Here is a 21998-nt window from a genome sequence, read left to right on the forward strand (position 1 = left end):
GCTGAAAACAATAGCACGGTTGAGACAGGAAAGCCGACCGGGCCGGAGCGACGGCCCCAGCCCATTTAGGCGCTTATCAAGCTCGATCGCGGCCAGATGTCGGCTGCACGAACCACGCCATCAGATCGGCGTCGTAGAAAACGCCGCCAACCTGCAGCGCGCCGACTTCGCAGCCGTATTTGCGAAAGCCCACCGATTCGTAGAGCTTGCGCGCCGCCTCGTTATGGCTGCCGACCATGAGCTGAATCTGGCGCAAACCGTCTATTTGCGCGACCCGGGTGAGCAATTCGGCAAGCAGGGCGCGGCCCGCGCCGCGACCTCCGCCCTCAGGCGCGACGTACATCCCGACCACCGACGCTTTGTGCCGTTCCTTGTCCCGTTGGCTACGTATCAGTCCCACTATGCCGATCAGCGGCGTTCCGGTCGCCAGATAGGCGCCGAGCAGGACATCGCCTTCGGCAGCACGCGCGCCCTGCAAGATGGTCTCGTACTGCGTCGCGCCCTTCGCCAGGTTTTCCTCGTAACTCTGGCCGAACGATTCCGGATGCGCCTTGAGCCCACGCAGGCGCAGCTGGAAGTATTCGTCACGGTCGGCGGGACCGAGTTGTCGAATGACTACGGTTGGATTGTCGAGAGGCATTTTTCGCGTGGACTGCGTCGTGCGGATTGAATGGCGCTATTTGGCTAGCGGTGGAATGCGGAAAGCTTGCGCGCCGCGTGAGTGCTTGGCAACGCTTATGTGGTTGGCTGCGACGCAGTCCCGGCGCGCTGACTGTCGGCAAACTCGCGCAATGCCGTGGCGGTTTCCTGGTCGGCTGGGAAGAATGCTTCGATAGCCAGCTCTGAAAGCGTGACGTCAACCGGCGTGCCGAACACGGTGGCCGTGCTGAAAAATGACAGCACGCCGATCGGCGTGCGTAGCCGCAGCGGGACGGCAATCTGATTGGCTGCGTTGTCGTCGTGGTCGGCTTCATGCGCGCCCGGCGGCGCAGGGTAGCCCGTCAGTTCGTCGCGCAATGCGCTCAATGTCTGATCGCCGCTCACGTCGATCTGCCGTTGCAGCCGGGCCAGTACATGCGCGCGCCATGCGTGCCAATTGACGATCGCCCCTGCGATGCCCTTCGGATGCAAGCTCAGTCGCAACGCATTGACCGGCGGCTTCAGCAATTCGGCACTGGCGCCGGCCAGCAGCGGCGCCAGCGCCGTATTCGCAGCGACGATCGTCCAGTGACGGTCGATCGCAAGGGCGGGGTAGGGTTCGTGTCCTTTGAGCACCAGTTCGACGGCCTCGCGCGCCGCGGCAAGTTGCGGGTCGGAGAGCGGGCGCTCGCGAAACAGCGGCGCATAGCCTGCGGCGACGAGTAGCGCATTGCGCGCGCGTAGCGGTACGTCGAGACGCTCGGCCAGGTGCATGACCATTTCCCGGCTAGGTACCGCGCGCCCCGATTCGACGAAGCTCAGATGCCGGGTGGAGATGTCGGCTTCGGTTGCGAGCAGCAACTGGCTCATGCGGCGTCGCTGGCGCCATTCGCGCAGCAGGTCGCCGACGGTGCGGCTCGCTGACGAAGCATGCGACGGCGTGCTTTGTGCAAGAGAAAAAGTGTTCATGGCGCCGATAATAGCCAATGCGTGACTCCGGTCGATTACGTTGAAGGTAATGGAATACCCGGCTCAAGCCTACGAATATACGGACACGCCCGACGCTGAACAGCGCACCGCCACTTGTCAAACTGCGGCCACGCCTTGCGGTACCACATTAAGTTTGACGCCTAGCGCCTGCAGCAGTTTGAACACCGTATCCATGCGCGGTTTGGAGCCGGGCGCCAGTGTTTTATAGAGACTTTCGCGACCCAATCCGGCGTCGGCCGCGACTTTGGTGATGCCGCGTGCCTTGGCGATATCCGCAATGGCGGCGAGCAGGAGGTCGGCGTCGCCTTCTTCCAGCGCCGCGTTGAGATATTCGGCAATCATGGCCTCGCTATCGAGGTAATGCGATGCGTCGAATCGTGCGGTTTTGATCTTGCTCATGACAGTTCCTTTCTGATTGCTGCCCACATTGCTTTGGCATGCTTGATATCGGTTGGCTGCGTGGACTTGTCGCCACCACAGAGCAGCAAATACACCGTGGTTCCTTCCCGCGCGAAGTAGACCCGATAGCCGGGAGCCCAATCGACGCGCATCTCTGCGACGCCGTCTTCCAGCCACTTCATGTCACCGAAATGCCCGCGCTCTGCGCGCCGGATACGCACGAGAATTTTTGCCCGCGCTCTCAGGTCGCCGAGTTGGGCAAGCCAGGTGTCGAACACTTCCGTGCGGTTGACCGTGTACACGGGTGGTGAGGCGATCTGTTGAGAAGTGTATCCTTGTGGATACGAGTTTGCAAGAGTAAAAACCATATTAAAAAGCGGCTCCCCGTCCGTGTCTATTCAATGAAACAAACACCGTGCGTCAGCGCCGCGCGGTCCCATTCATGTCCCATGAGGTTAGCGGCTCGCGCCGCACCTGACGATTCATCCGAATGGCCAATGCCGCGGTCTTACCGTGCTTCGGTTGCGCCGTCCGCGTCGAGGCCGCCTCTCAGGAAAATGCTTACCTCCCACGTAATCGACGCAACACGCGCGACGCGTCAATCTTCACTCCGAGCCCGCTGCCTACAACGACGTTTGCCGAGCGTACTGCTCAGCCTTATTTGCCAGGGAGTCCGAGATGAGTGCGCATACCAATCTGATCTCCGGCGACGCCCGAATGTCCGCTCATCCAGACTTTTTTTCGGAGACGACCATGCACGAACCCGCCACCGCTGCGCCTTCTCAACCCATCGTCGAGCTCGCCCGGATCGGCGCCGCGGCCGATGCGTTCATCAGCGCGATCGCCGGTTTTGCCTTGCTTGCCGGCGCGCGTGCGTTCATGTTTACTGCGTTGCTTGGCTGGCGCGAGCCGGTGGCGGGCGGCGCCGGCTTCGTGGTACTGGCGCTCATCGGCTGGCTGCGCTGGCACTTGAGCAGCGGCTGCAATGACAGTCGCTCCAACGGCAACTGCTCCAACTGCAGCCGCCGCACACCCACCGCCAGCACGGGTTTTCCCGTCGGCCGCGCGAGTCACGACGCCCCTTGCTACAATCGATCATCGCTTGACGTTGCGGCGCGTGAGATCGTTCCTCGCGAGCCCGGGTCGCACCAACCGATCTCGCAGACGGAGCGGCTCGCCTTGTCCCGCCGGCGCTTCATGCGTGCCGCGCCAGGCAGCGAAAACCGTGCGGCAGGCGACCTATCAGACAACAAGGAGACACCGTGCTGAAGAATCTGGACCCGCTGTTGAATGCCGACATCCTCTACGCGCTACGCTCGATGGGTCACGGCGACGAACTCGTGATCTGCGACGCGAATTTCCCCGGCGCGTCGGTGGCGCAGGAGAGCGTGCTCGGCGAACTGCTACGCCTCGACGGCGTGAGCGCGCCGCGTGCGATTCGCGCCGTGCTCTCGGTGCTGCCGTTGGACACGTTCATCGAGCACCCGGCTTCGCGCATGGAAGTGGTCGGCGAGCCGGGCACGATTCCCGCGGTCCAACGCGAAGCGCAGATCGAGGTCAACGCAGCAGAAGGACGCGAGGTGCCGTTCGCGTCGATCGAACGATTCGCGTTTTATGAGCGCGCTCGCCAGGCCTATTGCGTGATATCCACAGGGGAAGAACGCGGCTACGGTTGCTTCGTCTTCACGAAAGGCGTGCTGCTCGCGCCGGATGCCCCGCGCCCGTAAGATCGGTTTTCGGGCGGCGCCATACGCATCGCGGCATGAAGTCCGCCCGTCACGCGAATGCCTATCGCCTCATCACATCACGGTGACGAATCCATGAGCTTCTCGATAGACAGTCTCGATCATCTCGTTCTCAATGTCGCCGACGTGGAGGTCAGCGCGGCCTGGTACGCACGCATGCTCGGCATGCGGCGCACCGAATTCGCATCGCGCAGCGGCACACGCGTGGCGATGACCTACGGCAATCAGAAGATCAATCTGCGGCCGTGTACCGCCGACACCGTTGCCTGGTTTACGGGACGCGAGGCGGTGCCCGGCAGCGCCGATCTGTGCTTCGTCACCACGACCAATCCGGCCGAGGTGAAAGCGCACTGGCTCGCCCAAGGCGTCGAGATCGAGGCCGGTCCGGTGGAGCGCGATGGTGCGCGGGGCAAGATGACTTCGGTCTATTGCCGCGACCCCGATGGCAATCTGATCGAAGTCGCCACGTATCCGGACGCATAAGGTGGCAGCCTTCGCGCGCCCAGGCTGCCGTGCGGGCGGCTTGCCTGCTACGAGCAGGAGCCTGAAGTCCGACCGTTTTTCTCGCGTATTCCACGCATGCTCGCGCCACCTGGCCCGTCTTGTGCTGGGAAAAGGCGGGCAAGGTACATATTCTCAGGTGCAAAGTGGGGAACTGCGGCTGCCCGGGCGGGTCTGCTGCTTATTCTTTTACAGGAGCACTCCATGACGCGTCCCGTCGATTCCGGCGTTATCCTCATTGCGCGCATTGCTCTCGCCGTGCTGTTCCTGTGGGGCGGCGTGATGAAACTGCTGGGCTATGCGGGCTTTGTCGGCTATCTGCATTCGAAGGGCGTACCGCTCGTGCAGGTTGCCGCGCCGGTGGCGACGGCCGTCGAAGCGTTGGGCGGTCTGCTGCTGATCGTGGGCTTCAAGGTGCGTCCGCTGGCGCTGCTCATGGCCGTCTACACCGTGGCGACAGCAGTGCTGGGTCACGATTTCTGGAATGTCACGGACGCCGCCTTGCAACGCGACATGGTGATTCACTTCTGGAAGAACATCGGTATCGCCGGTGGCTTCCTGCTGCTGTTCGTGACGGGCGCGGGGCGTATCAGTGTCGATGGCGCACGCGCGCCGCGTGGCGGATTGGGCCGCTGAATTTTTTGGAACTGGTTGTGCTGGTCGCTTTTCGACGTCGCTTGTAATCAAGGGAGCAAATAATGATTCAGAGTTTCGAGCAAACCATCGGTGGCAAAGTCACGCAACTGTGCGCGAGTCTGGGAGAAGGGCCCACGCCGCATCGCGTGATCATCAGTCTGGCCGACTCGGCGAAAACGCTGGTGGTGCTGGACGCGTCCGGTCTCATCAGCACGATCAAGGCTGAAATCGAGGAGCCGGAAAAACTGATCGCCGACGCCATCACCAAGGCGCAGAACGAAGGACTGATCGAGCGCGCAATCGATACCGGCACGATCCAGGAAGCGTCGCTCTAGGCGCTATCCCGGGCGGCGTTTTCCAGCAGCATTGCGGCCCGCGCAACCGGCTTAGCGCGATTTGCTGGTGCGCGCGGCGTCCGCATTGCGAGGGCTCGCGGGTGACGAATGCGGTTCCGGATGCACGAGACAGCCGAGCACCAGGCCGAGCACGAGCAAGCCCACCGAAATGATCGTCGCCATCTGCATGCCGGCGACGATCTGCGTCGCCGCGGCACCGCTCGCCAGCGCGCCGAAGGCGGCCACACCCACCGCGCCGCCCGCTTGCCGGGCGGTGTTCAATACCGCCGACGCCGTGCCGGCGCGCTGCGCTTCGACGGAGGCCAGCACGGCGGTGGTCATGGCCGGGACGGCGAGGCCCATGCCGGATGGAATCAGCAGGAACGGCAGCAGCAAGCCGACCAGCGGCGTACCCGCATCGACGAGATGCAGCAGGCCGTAGCCGAGTCCGGCGGTGATTGCGCCCGCGATCATCGGCACGCGCACACCGAAGCGCCCGACCACCCAGCCGCTTGCCACATTCGACACCAGGAACCCACCCGTCAGCGGCAGGAAGGCCAGACCAGCCTGCAACGGCGTATAGCCGCGCACCCGCTGCAAATAGAGACTCAGCACGAACACCATGCCGTAGTAAGTCAGATTCACGCAGATGCCGAACAGTACCGCGGCGCTGAAAGTGCGCTTGCTGAATAGCGAGAGCGGCAGCATCGGCATGGCAGTGCGCGATTCCACGGCGATGAATGCGCCGGCCGCGAGTACCGCCAGCACGAAGCCGCCGGCCACGAGCGGATGGCTCAATCCCAGAGGCCGCCATTCGATCACCGCGGCAACGAAGGCCGTCATGGCGACGATGGCTAGCACCTGGCCGCTCAGGTCGATCCCGCGCGCACTCGTGTTCGCGGATTTCTGCGGTACCCAAAGCAGGGTCGCCAGAAATCCAGCTGCGCAAATCGGCAGATTGACCAGAAAGATACTGCGCCAGCCGAACGCCGCGATCAGCAGGCCGCCCACCACCGGCCCGGCCGCGATCGAAATCGCTCCGGCCGCTGTCCATAAGCCAACGGCGCGTGCCCGCAGTTTCGGATCGTGTCCATACGACTGATTGAGCAGCGCCAGCGAATTCGGCAACATGGCCGCCGCGCCGATGCCTTGCAGCGCACGCGCCGCCACCAGCATGGTGGCATCGAGCGCGAGTCCGCAGGCCAGTGACGCGAGCGCGAACAGCACGATGCCGGCCGCGTACATGCGCCGCGCGCCGAGCCGGTCGCCCAGCGCGCCGGCCGATAGCATCAGCACGGCGAAGGCGAGCGTGTAGGCATCGACGACCCATTGCAGACCCGCGACATTCGCATGAAGGTCCGCGCCGATTTTCGGCAGCGCGATATTGACGATGGTGACGTCGAGTTGCGTGACGACGAACCCGACACTGACCGTCGCGAGAATGCGGCCAAGAGCGGGCGAGAAGGAGGTATTTGGGGAGTTCATGTTGGTAACGTACAGACGAAACCTGTTTTGGCGTATCTCGGTAACTCTTTGATTTTTAACAACATCTATTTCTCATGAGTTTGAGGTCTGAACAAACAAATTTGACCTGCGCGTCGCGCGTTTCATCTCGCGAGAGACAAACGAAACCTGTTCCCGGTCGCTAACCAACCTCGGTTCGCAATCAGTCTAGCGATTCACCGACAGCAAACGGGCGGCTGCCGAAAGTGCGGAAGGACCAACGTCAGCCCCACTCTCGGAATGTAGATGGGCGCGCATACGCGCAGGCTCGGTTCCTTTGATAATGAGGCGCCGCATGCGAAAGATTATGGAAGATTGTTGGCGAGGATGCTTCAATCCAACGTGAAACGTGGAATGGCGCAAATGCGGGTGTGCAAGGAGTAGACCGGCGGCCGAATCAGGGGGGCGGTCGTTAGCTCAGTTAGTAATTCAGCAGTCGCGCCTCCCGCACGCGATCCGCAAAGGTTGGCCACAGTTTCTGTTCGCAACCCTGTGGGCAACTCTGGGCATTGCGGCAGTAACGGATTGATGCGACAGCGAAAATTCGGTGGTCCACCGCCGCGAACGAAATCCAGCCGGTGATTCGATCAAGCTCGATGTGCGCGAATGCGTTGATGGCTCGTAGGGTGCGTCCCGCTGATGGGCAAGCTCCCTGGACGAAACCGGTTCTTGTTGATCAGCGCTTGCGGCGCACGAACCTGAAGAACTGATGCGGGTCGTGAGATTTTTGTGGCCTCGTAGCTTCTTACCAGCACCTGCTTCATGTCGACAGCGTGGCGTTGAAATTGCAAACGGCCGAGTTTGCGGTCGACGCTGATCGCCGATCGTCGATGCAAAGTTATCTGCTGATTTTTCAGCCATAAACGGGCGAGAAGCTGATCGCGGCTAAAAACGATCGCTATTTGACTGTATTGGCATCGAAGCATTGCTTTGGTGCTTTGCTGGGCATGCCCTACCAATCAGTCAAATTATCGCAATGAGCAATCGACCACAGACCATCCAAATCTTTCTGCCAGGAGGAGATCCGCGAGGCATCCGTATCGCAGAAATCACCACACGTATTGTTCAGGTAATCGAGGTTCCTCGCAGTCGCTTGTCTGACTTTCTTGTCATGAGAGAAAGCGAACAACTCGCTCTGTACTTTTTAGTGGGCGAACGGGATGACGGGTTAGGCAAGCGCCTCTATGTGGGTCAAAGCGGTGACCTTCGGAAGCGTCTTGTCACGCACAATAAGGAGAAGGATTTCTGGGAGAAAGTTCTCGTGTTGACGACACGAACAGAAAGCCTCACATCCACTCACGCGCTGTACCTCGAGTCTCTGTTTATACAGGAAGCAAAAAGGGTTGGTCGATACGAGGCTGAAAACGCCAACGAGGGGATGCGTTCTCATACTCCGCCTCCGCTAGTCGCCGATTGCCTTGAAATCTATGAAACTGGTCGTGCGCTACTTGCATGTCTTGGCCACCTCGCGTTTGAGCCACTGACCAAGCTATCATCTGACACGTCGTCGAAAGACATTCTGTTTTGCAGGCGCTCTGGAACCTCAGCGCAAGGAGCGTACACGGACGAGGGCCTTGTAGTTTTTAAAGGCTCGATGGGTAAAGCGGGAATCGGGAAGGGCTTCCAGGGCCATGCATTCGCGAGGCTTAGAAGCGAGTTGTTGCGTCAAGGCAAAATCGTGATCGAGAACGGGGGACTCGTCTTCAGGGAGGACGTTCTCTTCTCTTCGCCCAGTGGGGCATCCGCTGTTGTATGCGGCGCTGCTTGCAATGGCTGGCTGGACTGGAAGGACGCCACGGGTCAGACGCTGCACGACCTCAAGAGAAAAGATGCGGGACTGGTCGAGTGAGGGCGATCGGCTCGGTTGCGGACCGCGTCGTGCCGCACCGGGCGTTGGACTGAGATCGCTACACTTATCGGTATAATGGATCTCCTACCGAAGGAGAGTTGAAGATGGATGCATTGCTGAGTCTTTTGCTTGGCAACCGTTCCGCCGAAGAAGTCGTTGCCAACATTTCACAGCGAATTCATGATGATTCCGCTAGGGGGCGGGGCAAGGTTACTGAGGTCATTCAGGGGCGAGGGTTCGTCTACGGCCGGGTGTCGCCGGTCGACGAAAGAGACTCGAAGCTTTATGGCAAGATTGACTGACCAATCTTGACATGTGACCCCAACTTGGTGCTGATTCAAACGGTCGCTTTCAAGCGGCCGTTTTTGTTTGCGGGACCAAATCGTCTGCAGATTAACGTTGCGCGAAAGACTGCGAGCGTGGCTTGAAAGACGTCGGGCTGCAGTTGCTAGGGAGTGTCTTTTTGCGTCCGGCGCGACGCGCGTTCGCGGCATGGTGTCGCGCAAGCACATTGCATTGGTGCGTGGGCCTTGGGGCGAAGGTCCCCGGCTGGCATCCATCGCATTACATCTGAAAGCGGTATTGCGGGATTCCTCGATTCAAGCTCGCGGCGACTCGTCGTGCCAGAACTGATTGGGACCGCATGGAGCATTGCTCGTTCGTTTGCCATGTCTGCCCGCTTTTCGGAAGCATGCGTAACGCTGCTGATCAGTTCAGTTGGACTTTGAAAGAGTTCTGCCGGGACTTTTATCCGAGGCCCTTCCTCGTAATATGACGCCATGATCTCGGCTCGAACGAAGCTATGTGCCTCCAGTTCGCCTTGTTTCTCGATTTTGTTACGTGCATCGACCATCCAACGCATCAAGCGATCCTCCCGCACCCTGTGGTGCGCAGGGTCTGAATCGCAGTCTGGATCGAGATTCTGAAAGTTTCAGGATCAAAGTATCCGCGTTCAGCCTCGTGCCATTGTCGATGCGCGTCCGCGAACCGTCGTTCTACCGCGTTCAGCGGACACCGATTCTCATGCGCAGCTTTAGTCACCTCAAAACCGCAAACAGAAAGGCCTCGAATATCATCCGAGTCCGAGAACTTAGCCGCTAATGCGTCGCACTTTGACTTGCATCCACATTTTCAACGATCGCCATTGCTGTTGTCGATTGACGTTTCCTAGCCGACGTCCGCCCGAGGTGATCGTCAGCAGCCGACCCGTTGCCACCGGCCGACCCGGCGCGACATGTAGGCCGGCTTTCATGGCACAAGGGACGTTTGTTTAGTCGCATTGGAAGACGGCCTTTACTGACGGTCGACATCATCGCTTCTGAAGCCACACCAAGGTGCTTTCCTCTAAATTGCGGCGACTTGTCGAGCGTGCAGAGAGACCACCACTCGAAAGAGAAGCGGTCTTCCGGAATCGGATGCGCCTCATGGCCGGATCGTCAGCTGGCATAATCGCGTTAATCTTTTTACCGGGGCACGTATGCCTGATCTGAAACGAGTCCACGAGACAGCGAATGTGATCATCGGTATGTTCGAGCACGAGCTTCTGCCCCGCATCACCGTGCAGGCCGACGATGAAACCGCGAAGATGTCCGCCTGCCTCATGCTGTCGATCTTCGAGCAGTTTCACGCGGCCATGAAGCTGAGCGGGGCCGGACTTGCAGGTCATGCTGCCGGCCCGATCCGTTCAATGCTTGACAGTCTGGGCGACCTCTTGAACCTGTCGGCTTCACCGGCTTATGTTGACTCGATGAAGCTTTACACGGCGCGCGAGAACGGCAAACTGTTCGACGAACTTCTGGCCAGTGACAATATCGACGACGGGATGCGAGAAACGCTTAACGAATGGATCGGGCTGAACAGGCCCATCGTTGCGGAATTGATGGCGCGCGAGGTTAAGACAGCCGGCCTGAAGGACAAGCTGACAAACGTGGGCGTCGGGGAGATGTATGTCTCTTATCGCGTGCTGTGCGCATTCGTTCACTCGAATGTGACGACCCTGCTTCAGCGACACGACAGCGGTTCATCGCCGGTACTCGAATATCGAGCTCCCATCAGGCCCGAGGTTATCGTCATGCTGCATAACCTCGCGATGGACTATCTGATCCGTTGCGTGACCGAGATATCAAAGTTCTCGACAGGGATGCCCGCCGACGAGATTGGAGCGATGACAGACAAGGCGGTTGCAATGTGGCGCGAGGTCGTTTCTGCGCCGAAGGACGAGTAGACGTTAAAGACCGTCAACGTCGTCTGATGCCGCCTAGTTCATCAGATTGTTGTTATCGGCCAGTTGCGTTTGCTCCAACAGCCTTGCGCGCACAGCCTTCTCAATTTGCTCGTGCAATGGCTTGCCTTCGCTCCTTAGCGTTTCATGAGCCGAGTTTCTCATCGTGTAATCCTCGCTTTGAACGCCAACTTCAAAGGCAACCAACGCTTTCCAAATCAGCTCTGTCTGCTTGTTGAACATTCCGCGAAGATCGTCCGGCAAGAAGATAGAATTCGTCTTCACGAAACCATCGGCGCTAGCGAGTGCTTCTCGCGCCTTGAAATAGCGCTTATCAGTTTCGAGTTCCTGCCAGCGCTTGTCCCGATCCTCTGGACGCTTCTCTCGGATCGCCTGCTTTTGTGTTTCCGACAGATGGTCTCGCTTCGACAAGAACTCTTCAAGTTCGGGTACCGACATCCATCGTAGAGACGCGTAGCTCTGTAGCGGGGAACATAACCAATCGGCGATGGTGTACGCCTCGCTAATTTTCTCCCAGGCGTCGGGGATGATCTTGAATTCGCGCTCCTGCAGTTTTAGCGACCCCTGGATTACCGTGTCGAGCTTTGCCTTGATGCGTTGAAGTTCCTTCGCCTGCTCGTGCTCAAATTCCTTCTGGCGCTTTGCAAAGTGAGCATCCACCCATCGCTCCGCGGCCTTTTGTAAGATTAACCAGCCAATCCCGACAGATACTCCGCCGTATAGGAAGACCTGGCCGATTAGCTTGAATAGTGCGTCAGACGTCACGCTAATCCTCTTTTTTGTTGTATCAATGCGCATCATATCCCGTTACTAAGGTTGACGACGCGACGTACATCATCAGTAGTCGAAGGGCCGTTGATCGAGTGAAGCAGCCGCACGAATATCCGAATGTTGGCTGCGACGAATGACTCTTGCTGGCCGATGAGCGCTTGATGCGATCGGCATATTTCTACCCGTCGCGGACTATCGAATATCGCCCCATAGAAAAATCGTTTTCGCTACGCGAGCGGACGTTCGTATTTCCGAACAGGCCGAGGTTCGCGAAAGTAAATTTCATCGCACACCCACCAAATCTAGTACTCCCGTTCTCGCCTCGGGGCAAGTGAACTGCCCGTCAGGCCACTTCTTGCCGATGACGGCGATGGCACGGGCGGTAAAATAGAGGATCAGGACGCTTGCTGCATGTCATTATCGATCGGAAGCATCTGTCCAGAGATCGACTTGCCCGCGTCGGACGCAAGGAACACAGCCATTGCCGCGATATCCCGTGGATCGACGAAGCGTTGTAACGACTGGATTGACATGGCATCCTGCCGCTCTTCTTCCACGGACCGCCCGCTCATCTGCGCACGTCCTGCCAGAACGCTCTCGATACGCTCGCCTTCCACAGCGCCCGGCAGGATCGCATTGACGCGCACACCCGACTCGCCGAGTTCGCGCGATAGCGATTTCGTGAATCCAATCAAGCCCCACTTGCTGACGGAATACGCGCTTCGATTCGGATAGCCAAAACGACCCGCCACCGATGACATCATGATGATCGAGCCCGCTCGTGACCGTTTCAGATGCGGAATCGCGAGTCGGGTTACGTTGAAGGTGCCATTCAGGTTAATCTGCATGACAGCGTCCCATGCATCGGGGTCGTAGTTTTCAACCGATGATGTCGGCCCCGCGACGCCAGCGTTATTAACCAGTACATCCAGGCCGCCCAGGGCTCGGATGGCCTCAGGTACCGCGCGTTCGATATCGGTACGATTGGCCATGTCACAGACTGCGGTGGCGATCTCTGGCAACTCCGCCGCAAGTGCCGCCAATCCGCTTGCGTCGACGTCGACCACGAACACTTTCGCACCGTTGTTCGCGAAGGCGCGGGCGATCTCCCGGCCGATGCCTGACGCGCCAGCTGTCACAAGAACTTTCTGCGCACTCAATTTCTACCTCCGTTACAGGTTGAATCCGCCACTCCGGAATAAATGCGCTATTCATCAAGTGGTAACAGCGCCAGCAGCAGGCGCCGCAACTCCTGCGTCTCCTCCGGCGACAGCTTCGCAGTAAGAATGCGCTCCACGTCTTCGACTCGTGGGCGCAGTGCCGAAAGCTGCTTTTTGCCCGCCGGCGTGAGGAACAGGACATAGCTCCGCTTGTCGACAGGATCGTCGGAACGTTCGATTAATTCGTTTCGAACCATACGGGCAACAAGATCGGCGATGGTCGACCTGTCTACGTCGAGTTCATCCCCGAGCTGACGCTGGTTGACACCCGGCGTCCGATGCAGGATTTCGAGTGCCGAGTACTGGACGCTTGTGATCTCGGTGGACACCTGGCTCTGCCATACGGCCAGATGCCGCTGCTGCGCACGGCGCACGAGGCTGCCGGTAAATCGGGAAAGCGTGTCGGGGTGATCGGGTCTGATCGGCACTGGCTAGCGGTTCTGCGAAATGGGATCGGTTATAAAAATGGGCTTCAGGAACGAGTTCAACTCGGCGAAGGCATCGAGTGGGAGCACGTGCGCCACGTATTGATCCGGACGGACAACAACGAGCGCACCCCGTTCGCGATCGATGCCGCGCACGTCGAAGATATCAGTCGATACATCACGCGTAAATGCCTTTTCGTAATCGACAAGTCCATATCGACCCTTGCGCGGCAACAACGACGCATGCAGATCTTCAAGTCGCACCTCACGATGAGGTTTTTGCAGCACGGCGCGCAGATCGAAGACGCTATCGGCATCGACACCGGATGGTGTGGCGAGACGCACGACGGATTCTGACGACGAGGTGAGCTGGTCGCAGAACGCGTTGAGTGCCTTACCGCTTGCGTCCGAGAATGCGTACAGGCGCCAGCGGCCATCTGCGCGAGCCACGTGACCAAGGTGCATCGGCCTGGCATCGGCTATGCGAATCACGGGTGCCGAATGAAACCGCGTGCCAATTGTGAAGCCATGCGCCAGCGACTGATGCGTGGCCTTACCTGTCAGTGCGCCCGGCTGGTAACGCGTCGCGACGCCCGCTGTATATCGGCCCGCGCGCACGAAATACGCCTGAAGTTCCGCGGGATCGACTCCGCCCGCTTCGGAATGCGCCGGATCCTTCGGCGCAGCCGCCATCATCGCGGACCACTCCTTATCGAAGTTGATCAGTTCCTGTGCGACAGGCTGGCGTTCGTCCGAATACGAGCGCAGCAGACTCGCGTGACTGCGTCCCTGCAGCACGGCCCCGAGCTTCCAGCCGAGATTGAAGCCGTCCTGCATCGACACGTTCATACCCTGACCCGCTTTCGCGCTGTGCGTATGGCAGGCATCGCCTGCAATGAAGACGCGCGGCTCACGCGATGTCCCGTCGCCCGCAATTGCATCGTCGAAACGCGACGTCAGCCGTTGCCCCACTTCGTACACTGAAAACCAGGCGACTTCTTTCACGTCCAGCGAATACGGATGAAGGATCCCTTGCGCAGTCTGAATGATGCGCTCGACCGTGGTCTGTTTGATTGCGTCGCGATTCTCCGGTCTGACTTCGCCGAGATCGACGTAAAAGCGTACGAGATAGCCGCCTTCACGCGGAATGATCAGCAGGTTGCCTTTGCTCGCCGATTGGATTGCTGCCTTCAGACGGATGTCCGGAAAATCAGTTGCGGCAAGCGCATCCATCACGCCCCACGCGTGATTGGCGGCGTCGCCATTCAGCGTCTGACCGATCGCCGTACGCACGCGGCTTCGCGCACCGTCGCAACCCACCACATAGCGTGCGCGAACGGTGACTGCTTCGCCAGATTGCGCTCCATCCGTGCGGCGCAACGTGACATGCACGGGATACTCGTCGGTATCGACGCGCTTTACGTCGATGACTTCGAGACCGTAATCCGGTTCGAGCCGTTGTGCGGACCGGCGCATCAGATCGAGCAGATACTCTTGCACCCGCGCCTGATTCACGATGACATGGGGAAACTCGGAGATACCTGTTTCGGTATCCTGAACACGTCCGGTACGCCTGATCGCGCCGAGATTGTCGGCATCCGGTCTCCAGAAGACGGTTTCATTGACCCAATACGCTTCGCGGAGCAGGCGATCGCTAAGGCCGAATGCGTTGAACATCTCGACCGTCCGGCAGGCGACACCATCTGCCTGTCCCATCAGCAACGGCCCCAATCGACGTTCGACAATGCGCGTCGTAATCGACGGAAACTGCGACAACTGCGCCGCAAGCACGAGCCCCGCAGGACCGCTGCCGACGATGAGCACGTCGACTGCTTCGGGCAGATCGACCCGAGGCGCACCCTCGGCGGCCGGTTCGATCATCGGATCGTCCGTACGAAAACCGTTGAGATGAAATTGCATGATGTCGTCCTCTGTATGTCTTTGCCTACTCTGGCAAACAATATACTCCGTACACCAACTATATCCAAGCGCTTCCTGTTTTCCTACCGTTTACCCTGGGATCCCGACACGTTCCGCTAATACGCCACGTTCTCGACTGATTCGCAGGCAGCGCGGATGAATTCAGGCACAGGGACGGCCTTCAACCGTCCATCGTCCTGCTTGACGCACAGGGCGCGCGTCGCCTGCCCTTCGCAGATCAGCGTATCGTTGCGCATGATCCGATGGCTCTGGATAAAGACTTTGCCGCGCCATTCCTCGATTCGTGTATGCACCACCAGACTTTCGCCGTAAGTTGCCGAGGTGTGAAAACGCGTATGCATTTCGAGCAACGGCGCGCCGATGCAATGCGGCAGGGTTTGCATCTCCCGCCAAGGCGGCAGACCGCAATGTATAAAATAATCGTGCGACGCTGCGTCCATCCAGCGCGAGAAGTTAGGGAAGAAAACAATTCCGGCCGGGTCACAATCGCCGAATTGCACGTCAATACGATAGACAGTTTCTTTACTCACGGGTCCATGCTCCTGCTTCCAGTTCAACCATTGTGCGCGGGTCGCCTGCGCAACACTGTCGATGCGACGACAGTTCGCATCAACGTCGTTCAATTCCCTTTGGAGTGACGATATGACGAAGCAAAAGCGGACGGTCACGGTGTCGCTCACCCTCGACGAACTGCTCGCGCAGTCGTCGTGGTTCGGCAAGCTGGACGAAGCCGCAAAGGCCCGCGTGCGCGCTGAAGCGTCCGAGCGCGCGGTCTCAGCCGGTCAGGTTCTTGGACATCATGGCGAGCGGCAACATGTCTGGTTCGGCGTGCTCGAAGGGCTGATCAAATGGTCGATCACGGCCCGCGACGGACAAACGGTGACCCTGGGTGGCCAGTCCGTCGGCAGCTGGTTCGGAGAAGGCACGCTGATTCGCAACCTGCCGCGCGAGTCGGATCTCATCGCGTTACGCGATAGCCGCGTCGCGCAGATTCCGCGCGCGACCTTCGAATGGCTTCGCGAACACCATCCGTCGTTCAACGATTTTTTGCTGTTGCGGGTCAACGAGCGGCTGCACTGGTTCATGGGCGCCGTCGCGGCGTACGGCCTGCTCGATACGGATAGCCTTGTCGCCAGAGCGCTCGTCGGCATGGTGCATCCGCTGTCCAATCCGAGCGGTGCGGCGCATCTCCAACTGTCCCAGGATGAGCTCGCCAACCTCGCCGGCGTCTCGCGGCAGACGTGCAACAAGGCGATGACCCGCTTCAAGAATGCGGGTCTGGTACGCACCGAATACGGCGGCATCGTCGTGCTGGATCTGGCTGGCCTTCAGAATCTGGGCCGCTAGCGCCGCGTCCGCCGCGAGTTAGTGTTTACGCTGTCCGCGACTGTCGCGCCATCGACAGTCGTGCGGGCGGTCGCCCGAAATAATGCGTGTCATACAAGATCAGGAGACACGCAATGATACGCGCCCGTTCGCTAACGCCGGCAGCCGCGCTGCTCGACCATTCGTCAGACGAGATGGTGGAAGACGCACTCTTCCGGAAGATCAGCTGGCGCGTCATGCCGCTCGTTCTCATCGCTTACATCTGCGCGTTCCTCGACCGGATCAACATCGGTTATGCGCAACTGCAGATGAAGCATGATCTGGCCTTCTCCGATGCTGTGTATGGACTCGGCGCCGGCATTTTCTTCGTAACGTACCTGCTCTTCGAGGTGCCGAGCAATCTCCTGCTCGAAAAGATCGGTGCGCGGCTAACCTTCCTGAGAATCATGGTGCTGTGGGGCCTCGCGTCGGCGGCGACCGCATTCGTTTCGGCGCCATGGCAGTTCTACGCGATCAGGCTGTTGCTCGGCGTCTTCGAAGCCGGCTTCTTCCCCGGAATCATCCTGTATCTGACGTACTGGTATCCGAGCCAACGCCGCGGCCGAGTCACGGGTCTGTTCCTCTTCGGTATGCCGATTACGGGTGTGCTGGGCGGCCCGTTATCGGGCGCCATCATGAGCGGCCTGGAAGGCTTTGGCGGCATGCACGGCTGGCAGTGGCTGTTCCTCGTGGAAGGACTGCCGACTGTTCTGCTGGGATTTGTACTGTATCGCATGCTTCCGGACAGTCCGTCCCGTGCGCCCTGGCTGAGCAGCGCCGAGAAGACGCTGGTGCAAAAGGTTCTGGATGCCGACCATCGTGGTGAGACGAAAGCCGGACACCGCGGACATCTCGCCGCCGCCCTGACGGACCCGAAGACTTACGTGCTCGCATTCATTTACTTCTGCTGCGCCTGCGCCGTCTACACGCTGACCTTCTGGCTGCCGACCATGATCAAGGGACTCGGTATCGCCCCGATCGCGACGATCGGCTGGTACACGGCGGTGCCTTATATTTTCGGTGCGCTGGGCGTGCTCGTCATCAGCCGCAGTTCTGACCGTTTCAAAGAGCGTCGCTGGCACGTCGGCGGAACGTTGGCACTCGGTGCTGTTGCTCTGGCGTCGACTTCGTATCTCGGCACGGCGGTCGTTCCGGTCATGGTCCTGCTCTGCGCCGCCTCGTTCTTTATCTTTGGCGGCGGCTCGCTGTTCTGGTCGATTCCGCCGACCTATCTGGACCGTCATGCCGCTGCCGCCGGCATCGCCGTGATCAGTTCGTTGGGTATCCTCGGCGGGTTCGTCAGCCCGACGCTGATCGGCATGATCAAGAGCGCAACAGGCAGCATCCAGATGGGCCTGCTGGCGTTGACCGCGCTCGTCATCTGCGGCGGACTCACGATTCTTCTCGGCCTGCCCAGAAGCGCGCTTCGCGTGGGTTCAGACGATACCGCCAGCGCGCACTAAAGAACATTCAGTCCATTTTTCTCTGGAGAGCATCAGCATGAGCAAGCCCAAAGTAATCGTGACAGTGGCCCCGACGGGCGGCATGGCCAGCAAGAAAATGAATCCGGCCTTGCCGACGCAGCCGCAGGAAATCGCAGACGACACGTATCGCTGCTACAACGCGGGCGCGAGCGTGGTCGCCGTGCACGCGCGACGTCCCGACGACGAAGCCACCTGTGACCCGGCGATCTACAGCCGGATCAACCGCCTGATCCGCGATAAATGCGACATCATTCTCAACAACTCGACAGGTGGCGGGATCAATGGCGACATGGTGCGCGAACTCGACAACGGCCTGTGGGAAATCCAGTGGGAAGAACGCCTGAAGGGCATGCAAGGTGATGGCGTCGAGATGTGCACGCTTGACGCGCAGACGGTAATTGCGAGTTTCGGCGGCAAGGAAATTCTGGTGGCAACGCCGCCTTCGCGAATCCGGCAGATCGCGCAAATGATGAAAGCGCGCGGCATCAAGCCGGAATGGGAAGTGTTCGGACTTGCCGACATCGTCCAGGACGTTCAGCGCGCGATCAACGAGGGTCTCGACGACGCGCCACACTTCATCAATATCGTCATCGGCGCCAATGCCTTTCAGGGCGCGCTGCCCTACACGCCGCGCTTACTGCAGACGATGGTCGACCACCTGCCCCGACACACCGTTTTCAACGTCAGCGCGATCGGCGCGGCGCAGTTGCCTGCCGCGATGAACTCGCTGCTGCTTGGCGGCCATGTGCGCGTCGGGCTGGAAGACAACCTCTACTACAGGCAGGGGGAGCTCTCGACCAATGTCCAACTGGTCGAACGGCTGGTTCGCCTCGTGCGTGAAATGGGCTACGAGCCGGCGACGCCCTCTGAGGCACGCGAGATCATCGGCTTGCAACCGCTGCGTGAAGTGGTCCACGCAGCCGGCCTGGAGGCTTAAGCAATGACTAGGCGACCTACTACCGTCGCGGCTGTCGGCACCGGTGTGATCGGCGCGGGCTGGGCGACGCACTTTCTCGCTCGCGGTTTCGCCGTCACTGCAACGGACCCCGCCGAAGGCGCCGAATCGCGGCTGCGCAACTCGGTCGACGACAACTGGCCGGCCGTCGAACGATTGGGACTGGCGGAGGGCGCCTCTCGCGACAATCTGACGTTCACGACGGACCTGAAAGCCGCCGTGCGCGATGCCGACTTTATTCAGGAAAGCGGACCGGAACGTCTGGACATCAAGCGAAAGCTGATCGCGAGCATCGAATCAGCGGCGCAGGCAACCACTCTGATCGCCTCATCGTCTTCGGGTCTTTCGATCAGCGAGATCCAGGCTGGTGCCAGCCATCCGGAACGGATCGTGTTGGGACATCCGTTCAATCCTTCCCACATCATTCCGTTAGTGGAAGTTTGCGGCGGTAGCCTCACATCGCCTGACAGCATCACGAAGACGATGGCGTTCTATGCATCGACGGGCAAGAAGGTCATCAGAATCAACAAGGAGATCAAAGGTCATATCGCCAACCGGCTTCAGGCGGCGATATGGCAGGAAGCGATCAGCCTCGTGGAGCGTGGAATCGCTTCCGTGGAAGACATCGACACGGCGATTTCTCATGGTCCGGGACTTCGCTGGGCGCTGCTTGGTCCATTCCTCAATCTTCATGCATCGGGTGGCGCTGGCGGGATGAAGCATGTGCTGCAGCATCTGGGTCCAGCGCAGCGCGAATGGGCCAACGATCTTGGTAAGTATCCCGCGACGGATGACTATATCGAGTCGATCTCGGCAGGCGTCGAAGTGGAATTGGCGTCGTACGATTTTTCTGAAATGCTTCGCCAGCGTGATGAACTGCTGATTCAATTGCTGGAGGCTAAGCGCAATTGTGCTGAGATCCCGTGAGCGCAGTCTTGTTTTCCGCTTCAGCGCCTGGTGACAAAGCTTCGCACGAGTGCTTTCGCATCTGACTACAACATGGCGTCCGTCGCCGCAACTCCTACCGCCCGTACATGAAGTTTTCGGAGCATGGTAGTTCGTGGTTGAGTGGACAAGTACCGGCAATGCGACTTCTCGCTACCTCTCCAGGACGAGAATGACAAGGCCAACGACGCGAAGCCGACGGTCGGCAATCGCCAATCGAATGGCTGCTTGCGGGCGATTCTGTTGAAAAAGTCGAGTTTTGATTTGGGGCACGGGCTTTGGCAATACGTTTCGAGCTGGAAAATTCAGGGAGGCGGCGTTCCTGCAAGGCGCGACGCCCCCGTTTCTCGTCATGTAGCTGCCTGGTTTGTCTGCTTACCGTCAGGCATGAGCCATTTGGCCATTCTTCGCAGATTTTGCGCAGTTGCTGCCATCAGAAACTCATCATGGGCACCGCTTGGACCACGCAGTCGCAAGCGATCAAGTTTGAGGATGCGTTTGAGGTGGGCGAAGAGCATTTCCACCTTCTTTCGCTGCCGGCGCGACTGTTTGTATTCTGGGGTTGTGGCGATGCGCCTCGCTTCATCACGTGCAGCTTCATGGATGCTGCGCACGATTTTGCGAAACTGCATATTCGGGCAACATCGATCCTTCATCGAACAGCCATCACAGTCCATCTGACTTGCTCGGTAGACGATGGTGTCTGCTTTCGTGATGTGCGTGCGTGGATTCTTCAGTGGACGCCAGTCGCTGCGTAGCGCGTTTCCCGCAGGACATCGATACTCGTTGGCCTGTTCATTCCAGATGAATTCGCTACGTGAGAACGTATTGTCCTTGCGCGTTGTTTTATCCCAGACCGAGACGTGCGGCTCGATGTGTTTCTCGTCAACCATCCAGCCAAGCAGCGCCGCTGTGCCGTATGCAGTGTCACCTACCAGTCGGCGAGGCTTCAGGTCCCGTTGGTGTTCAACACGATCGATCATTGTCCTGGTTGATTCGACCTCTTGGGACTGGTTCGCCGGCGTCGCTTCAACGTCAACAATGATCCCTGCCTGCAGGTCAATCAGGTAATTCGTCGAATAGGCAAAGAACGCGGGACCACCAGGTGCAGCCGTCCATCGTGCAGCAGGATCAGTCAGGGATATCTTCTTTGGAGGTGTCGAAGACACTGCTGGCTCTGACGTGTCCGCTTCCACCGGATTGGTTTGCGCCAGTGCCTCAAGATATTCCCGCACAGCCCGGCTCTGGCCGTCGGCACGTCCCCAGTCGATAGGTTCTGTTCCCGGCACTCCGTTCGCACGACTCGCGTCGGCCTTGATGATGCTTGCGTCAATCGCGAATCCCTCACCCTTGACAAGGCCCTCGGCCATGCAGCGACTCAGCACAGATTCGAACACGTGACGCAACAGATCGCTATCGCGAAAGCGTCCGTGACGATTCTTTGAGAACGTCGAGTGTTCCGGTACGGCATCCTCCAGACCTAACCGGCAGAACCAGCGGTATGCGAGGTTCAGATGTACCTCTTCGCATAGACGTCGCTCGGACCGGATGCCAAAGCAGTAACCCACGATCAACATCCGGATCATGAGCTCCGGGTCAATTGATGGACGGCCTATCGGGCTGTAAAACGGTGCGAGGTGCTGACGCAGATCTCGCAGATCAAGGAAGCGATCAATGCCTCTCAACAGGTGTGATTGCGGGACGTGGTTGTCGAGGTTGAACGAGTAGAAGAGCTTGTCCTGTCCGCTGTCCAATCGACCCATCATGACGATTCACTCCCGTCGTTCGATGTCTTCCAGGATACCCAACAATCCGCATCTACGGCGACTTTTTCAACAGAATCGGGCCCAAACTGTCGTCCGACTGTCGGACGACGGGATCGGACCAAGGTTTCCTCCTGGCCGAGTGTTTCCCTGTGCAAAGTATGCGCTGCCAGAAACTGCGGAGCCGGCGCTGGCAGCACGCGACCTACAACGGCTCTTCGGTTCTTCCGAAAAAGGCGCTCGAGCCGGGCGCGAGGGACGGAAAGCACTGTCATTTCGCAGCCGCGCAT

Annotated in this window: 23 protein-coding genes; 12 read left to right on the forward strand and 11 right to left on the reverse strand. The window is 59.4% G+C overall.

The window, feature by feature from the left end; all coding sequences use genetic code 11:
- Nucleotides 1-76: 76 nt before the first annotated feature.
- The 4 genes from FQ705_RS10995 to FQ705_RS11010 all read right to left on the reverse strand — a co-directional run bounded on the left by FQ705_RS10995 (nucleotide 77) and on the right by FQ705_RS11010 (nucleotide 2396).
- Nucleotides 77-640, reverse strand: coding sequence for a GNAT family N-acetyltransferase (locus tag FQ705_RS10995; protein WP_144140679.1), 564 nt, complete (start codon nucleotides 638-640; stop codon nucleotides 77-79).
- A gap of 95 nt (nucleotides 641-735) precedes the next feature.
- A complete protein-coding gene (locus FQ705_RS11000) occupies nucleotides 736-1608 on the reverse strand; it encodes a helix-turn-helix domain-containing protein (RefSeq protein WP_144142323.1) in 873 nt (290 codons plus the stop codon).
- A 117-nt stretch (nucleotides 1609-1725) separates the two neighbouring features.
- Nucleotides 1726-2028 carry an addiction module antidote protein gene (locus tag FQ705_RS11005; protein ID WP_144140681.1) on the reverse strand — a complete coding sequence of 101 codons (303 nt, stop codon included), beginning with the start codon at nucleotides 2026-2028 and terminating at the stop codon, nucleotides 1726-1728.
- Nucleotides 2025-2396: a type II toxin-antitoxin system RelE/ParE family toxin gene (locus tag FQ705_RS11010; protein ID WP_144140683.1), complete on the reverse strand. Its 372-nt coding sequence runs from the start codon at nucleotides 2394-2396 to the stop codon at nucleotides 2025-2027. The genes FQ705_RS11005 and FQ705_RS11010 overlap by 4 nt, the downstream gene beginning before the upstream one ends.
- A gap of 310 nt (nucleotides 2397-2706) precedes the next feature.
- Here FQ705_RS11010 and FQ705_RS34940 point away from each other — a divergent pair, with 310 nt between their 5' ends.
- The 5 genes from FQ705_RS34940 (at nucleotide 2707) to FQ705_RS11035 (ending at nucleotide 5245) form a co-directional block, all read left to right on the forward strand.
- On the forward strand, nucleotides 2707-3297 hold the full coding sequence (locus FQ705_RS34940; protein ID WP_260854439.1) for a hypothetical protein: 591 nt from the start codon (nucleotides 2707-2709) through the stop codon (nucleotides 3295-3297).
- Entirely contained in the window at nucleotides 3291-3755 is a 465-nt protein-coding gene (locus tag FQ705_RS11020; RefSeq protein WP_144140685.1) for an RbsD/FucU family protein, read from the forward strand. Before FQ705_RS34940 ends, FQ705_RS11020 begins: the two co-directional genes overlap by 7 nt.
- Before the next feature lie 93 nt (nucleotides 3756-3848).
- Nucleotides 3849-4256 carry a VOC family protein gene (locus FQ705_RS11025; RefSeq protein WP_144140687.1) on the forward strand — a complete coding sequence of 136 codons (408 nt, stop codon included), beginning with the start codon at nucleotides 3849-3851 and terminating at the stop codon, nucleotides 4254-4256.
- Between the two features lie 222 nt (nucleotides 4257-4478).
- Nucleotides 4479-4910 carry a DoxX family protein gene (locus FQ705_RS11030; protein ID WP_144140689.1) on the forward strand — a complete coding sequence of 144 codons (432 nt, stop codon included), beginning with the start codon at nucleotides 4479-4481 and terminating at the stop codon, nucleotides 4908-4910.
- Between the two features lie 62 nt (nucleotides 4911-4972).
- Nucleotides 4973-5245 carry a hypothetical protein gene (locus FQ705_RS11035; protein WP_144140691.1) on the forward strand — a complete coding sequence of 91 codons (273 nt, stop codon included), beginning with the start codon at nucleotides 4973-4975 and terminating at the stop codon, nucleotides 5243-5245.
- A 51-nt stretch (nucleotides 5246-5296) separates the two neighbouring features.
- Here the strand turns inward: FQ705_RS11035 and FQ705_RS11040 are convergent, their stop codons facing one another.
- Nucleotides 5297-6730, reverse strand: coding sequence for an MFS transporter (locus FQ705_RS11040; protein WP_144140693.1), 1434 nt, complete (start codon nucleotides 6728-6730; stop codon nucleotides 5297-5299).
- A gap of 994 nt (nucleotides 6731-7724) precedes the next feature.
- Here FQ705_RS11040 and FQ705_RS11045 point away from each other — a divergent pair.
- From FQ705_RS11045 to FQ705_RS11060, 3 genes are all read left to right on the forward strand, one after another.
- On the forward strand, nucleotides 7725-8597 hold the full coding sequence (locus FQ705_RS11045) for a GIY-YIG nuclease family protein (RefSeq protein WP_144140695.1): 873 nt from the start codon (nucleotides 7725-7727) through the stop codon (nucleotides 8595-8597).
- A gap of 104 nt (nucleotides 8598-8701) precedes the next feature.
- Nucleotides 8702-8899 carry a hypothetical protein gene (locus FQ705_RS11050; RefSeq protein WP_144140697.1) on the forward strand — a complete coding sequence of 66 codons (198 nt, stop codon included), beginning with the start codon at nucleotides 8702-8704 and terminating at the stop codon, nucleotides 8897-8899.
- A gap of 1175 nt (nucleotides 8900-10074) precedes the next feature.
- A complete protein-coding gene (locus tag FQ705_RS11060) occupies nucleotides 10075-10821 on the forward strand; it encodes a DUF5677 domain-containing protein (RefSeq protein WP_144140699.1) in 747 nt (248 codons plus the stop codon).
- Between the two features lie 33 nt (nucleotides 10822-10854).
- On the opposite strand, the gene FQ705_RS11065 is transcribed toward FQ705_RS11060, so the two are convergent.
- The 5 genes from FQ705_RS11065 to FQ705_RS11085 form a co-directional block, all read right to left on the reverse strand.
- Nucleotides 10855-11640: a hypothetical protein gene (locus tag FQ705_RS11065; protein ID WP_144140701.1), complete on the reverse strand. Its 786-nt coding sequence runs from the start codon at nucleotides 11638-11640 to the stop codon at nucleotides 10855-10857.
- A gap of 365 nt (nucleotides 11641-12005) precedes the next feature.
- Nucleotides 12006-12770, reverse strand: a complete 765-nt coding sequence (locus FQ705_RS11070) for an SDR family oxidoreductase (RefSeq protein ID WP_144140703.1) — start codon at nucleotides 12768-12770, stop codon at nucleotides 12006-12008.
- Between the two features lie 47 nt (nucleotides 12771-12817).
- Entirely contained in the window at nucleotides 12818-13258 is a 441-nt protein-coding gene (locus FQ705_RS11075; protein WP_144140705.1) for a MarR family winged helix-turn-helix transcriptional regulator, read from the reverse strand.
- Nucleotides 13259-13261: 3 nt separating this feature from the next.
- A complete protein-coding gene (locus FQ705_RS11080; RefSeq protein ID WP_144140707.1) occupies nucleotides 13262-15175 on the reverse strand; it encodes an FAD-binding monooxygenase in 1914 nt (637 codons plus the stop codon).
- Between the two features lie 116 nt (nucleotides 15176-15291).
- Nucleotides 15292-15726, reverse strand: a complete 435-nt coding sequence (locus tag FQ705_RS11085; RefSeq protein ID WP_144142325.1) for an acyl-CoA thioesterase — start codon at nucleotides 15724-15726, stop codon at nucleotides 15292-15294.
- A gap of 112 nt (nucleotides 15727-15838) precedes the next feature.
- On the opposite strand from FQ705_RS11085, the gene FQ705_RS11090 reads away from it, so the two are divergent.
- From FQ705_RS11090 to FQ705_RS11105, 4 genes are all read left to right on the forward strand, one after another.
- The gene (locus FQ705_RS11090) at nucleotides 15839-16543 is read left to right on the forward strand and encodes a Crp/Fnr family transcriptional regulator (protein WP_144140709.1); all 705 of its coding nucleotides are present in this window, start codon (nucleotides 15839-15841) and stop codon (nucleotides 16541-16543) included.
- Between the two features lie 113 nt (nucleotides 16544-16656).
- Nucleotides 16657-18024: an MFS transporter gene (locus tag FQ705_RS11095; RefSeq protein ID WP_144140711.1), complete on the forward strand. Its 1368-nt coding sequence runs from the start codon at nucleotides 16657-16659 to the stop codon at nucleotides 18022-18024.
- A 37-nt stretch (nucleotides 18025-18061) separates the two neighbouring features.
- A complete protein-coding gene (locus tag FQ705_RS11100) occupies nucleotides 18062-18982 on the forward strand; it encodes a 3-keto-5-aminohexanoate cleavage protein (protein WP_144140713.1) in 921 nt (306 codons plus the stop codon).
- 3 nt (nucleotides 18983-18985) lie between these two features.
- Nucleotides 18986-19927, forward strand: a complete 942-nt coding sequence (locus tag FQ705_RS11105; protein ID WP_144140715.1) for a 3-hydroxyacyl-CoA dehydrogenase NAD-binding domain-containing protein — start codon at nucleotides 18986-18988, stop codon at nucleotides 19925-19927.
- Between the two features lie 368 nt (nucleotides 19928-20295).
- Here FQ705_RS11105 and FQ705_RS11110 read toward each other — a convergent pair whose 3' ends face one another.
- Entirely contained in the window at nucleotides 20296-21711 is a 1416-nt protein-coding gene (locus FQ705_RS11110; protein ID WP_144140717.1) for an IS1182 family transposase, read from the reverse strand.
- Nucleotides 21712-21998 lie beyond the last annotated feature (287 nt).

This window comes from Paraburkholderia sp. BCC1884 (assembly GCF_900996225.1).
GTDB lineage: Bacteria > Pseudomonadota > Gammaproteobacteria > Burkholderiales > Burkholderiaceae > Paraburkholderia.

Excerpts from the sequence above, each read along its gene's own strand:
- FQ705_RS11110 (WP_144140717.1), bottom strand. The coding sequence starts at position 21,711 with ATGATGGGTCGATTGGACAGCGGACAGGACAAGCTCTTCTACTCGTTC.
- FQ705_RS11030 (WP_144140689.1), top strand. The coding sequence starts at position 4,479 with ATGACGCGTCCCGTCGATTCCGGCGTTATCCTCATTGCGCGCATTGCT.
- FQ705_RS11035 (WP_144140691.1), top strand. The coding sequence starts at position 4,973 with ATGATTCAGAGTTTCGAGCAAACCATCGGTGGCAAAGTCACGCAACTG.
- FQ705_RS11025 (WP_144140687.1), top strand. The coding sequence starts at position 3,849 with ATGAGCTTCTCGATAGACAGTCTCGATCATCTCGTTCTCAATGTCGCC.
- FQ705_RS11095 (WP_144140711.1), top strand. The coding sequence starts at position 16,657 with ATGATACGCGCCCGTTCGCTAACGCCGGCAGCCGCGCTGCTCGACCAT.
- FQ705_RS11045 (WP_144140695.1), top strand. The coding sequence starts at position 7,725 with ATGAGCAATCGACCACAGACCATCCAAATCTTTCTGCCAGGAGGAGAT.
- FQ705_RS11060 (WP_144140699.1), top strand. The coding sequence starts at position 10,075 with ATGCCTGATCTGAAACGAGTCCACGAGACAGCGAATGTGATCATCGGT.
- FQ705_RS11000 (WP_144142323.1), bottom strand. The coding sequence starts at position 1,608 with ATGAACACTTTTTCTCTTGCACAAAGCACGCCGTCGCATGCTTCGTCA.
- FQ705_RS11065 (WP_144140701.1), bottom strand. The coding sequence starts at position 11,640 with ATGATGCGCATTGATACAACAAAAAAGAGGATTAGCGTGACGTCTGAC.
- FQ705_RS10995 (WP_144140679.1), bottom strand. The coding sequence starts at position 640 with ATGCCTCTCGACAATCCAACCGTAGTCATTCGACAACTCGGTCCCGCC.
- FQ705_RS11105 (WP_144140715.1), top strand. The coding sequence starts at position 18,986 with ATGACTAGGCGACCTACTACCGTCGCGGCTGTCGGCACCGGTGTGATC.
- FQ705_RS34940 (WP_260854439.1), top strand. The coding sequence starts at position 2,707 with ATGAGTGCGCATACCAATCTGATCTCCGGCGACGCCCGAATGTCCGCT.
- FQ705_RS11010 (WP_144140683.1), bottom strand. The coding sequence starts at position 2,396 with ATGGTTTTTACTCTTGCAAACTCGTATCCACAAGGATACACTTCTCAA.
- FQ705_RS11040 (WP_144140693.1), bottom strand. The coding sequence starts at position 6,730 with ATGAACTCCCCAAATACCTCCTTCTCGCCCGCTCTTGGCCGCATTCTC.
- FQ705_RS11080 (WP_144140707.1), bottom strand. The coding sequence starts at position 15,175 with ATGCAATTTCATCTCAACGGTTTTCGTACGGACGATCCGATGATCGAA.
- FQ705_RS11090 (WP_144140709.1), top strand. The coding sequence starts at position 15,839 with ATGACGAAGCAAAAGCGGACGGTCACGGTGTCGCTCACCCTCGACGAA.
- FQ705_RS11100 (WP_144140713.1), top strand. The coding sequence starts at position 18,062 with ATGAGCAAGCCCAAAGTAATCGTGACAGTGGCCCCGACGGGCGGCATG.
- FQ705_RS11050 (WP_144140697.1), top strand. The coding sequence starts at position 8,702 with ATGGATGCATTGCTGAGTCTTTTGCTTGGCAACCGTTCCGCCGAAGAA.
- FQ705_RS11005 (WP_144140681.1), bottom strand. The coding sequence starts at position 2,028 with ATGAGCAAGATCAAAACCGCACGATTCGACGCATCGCATTACCTCGAT.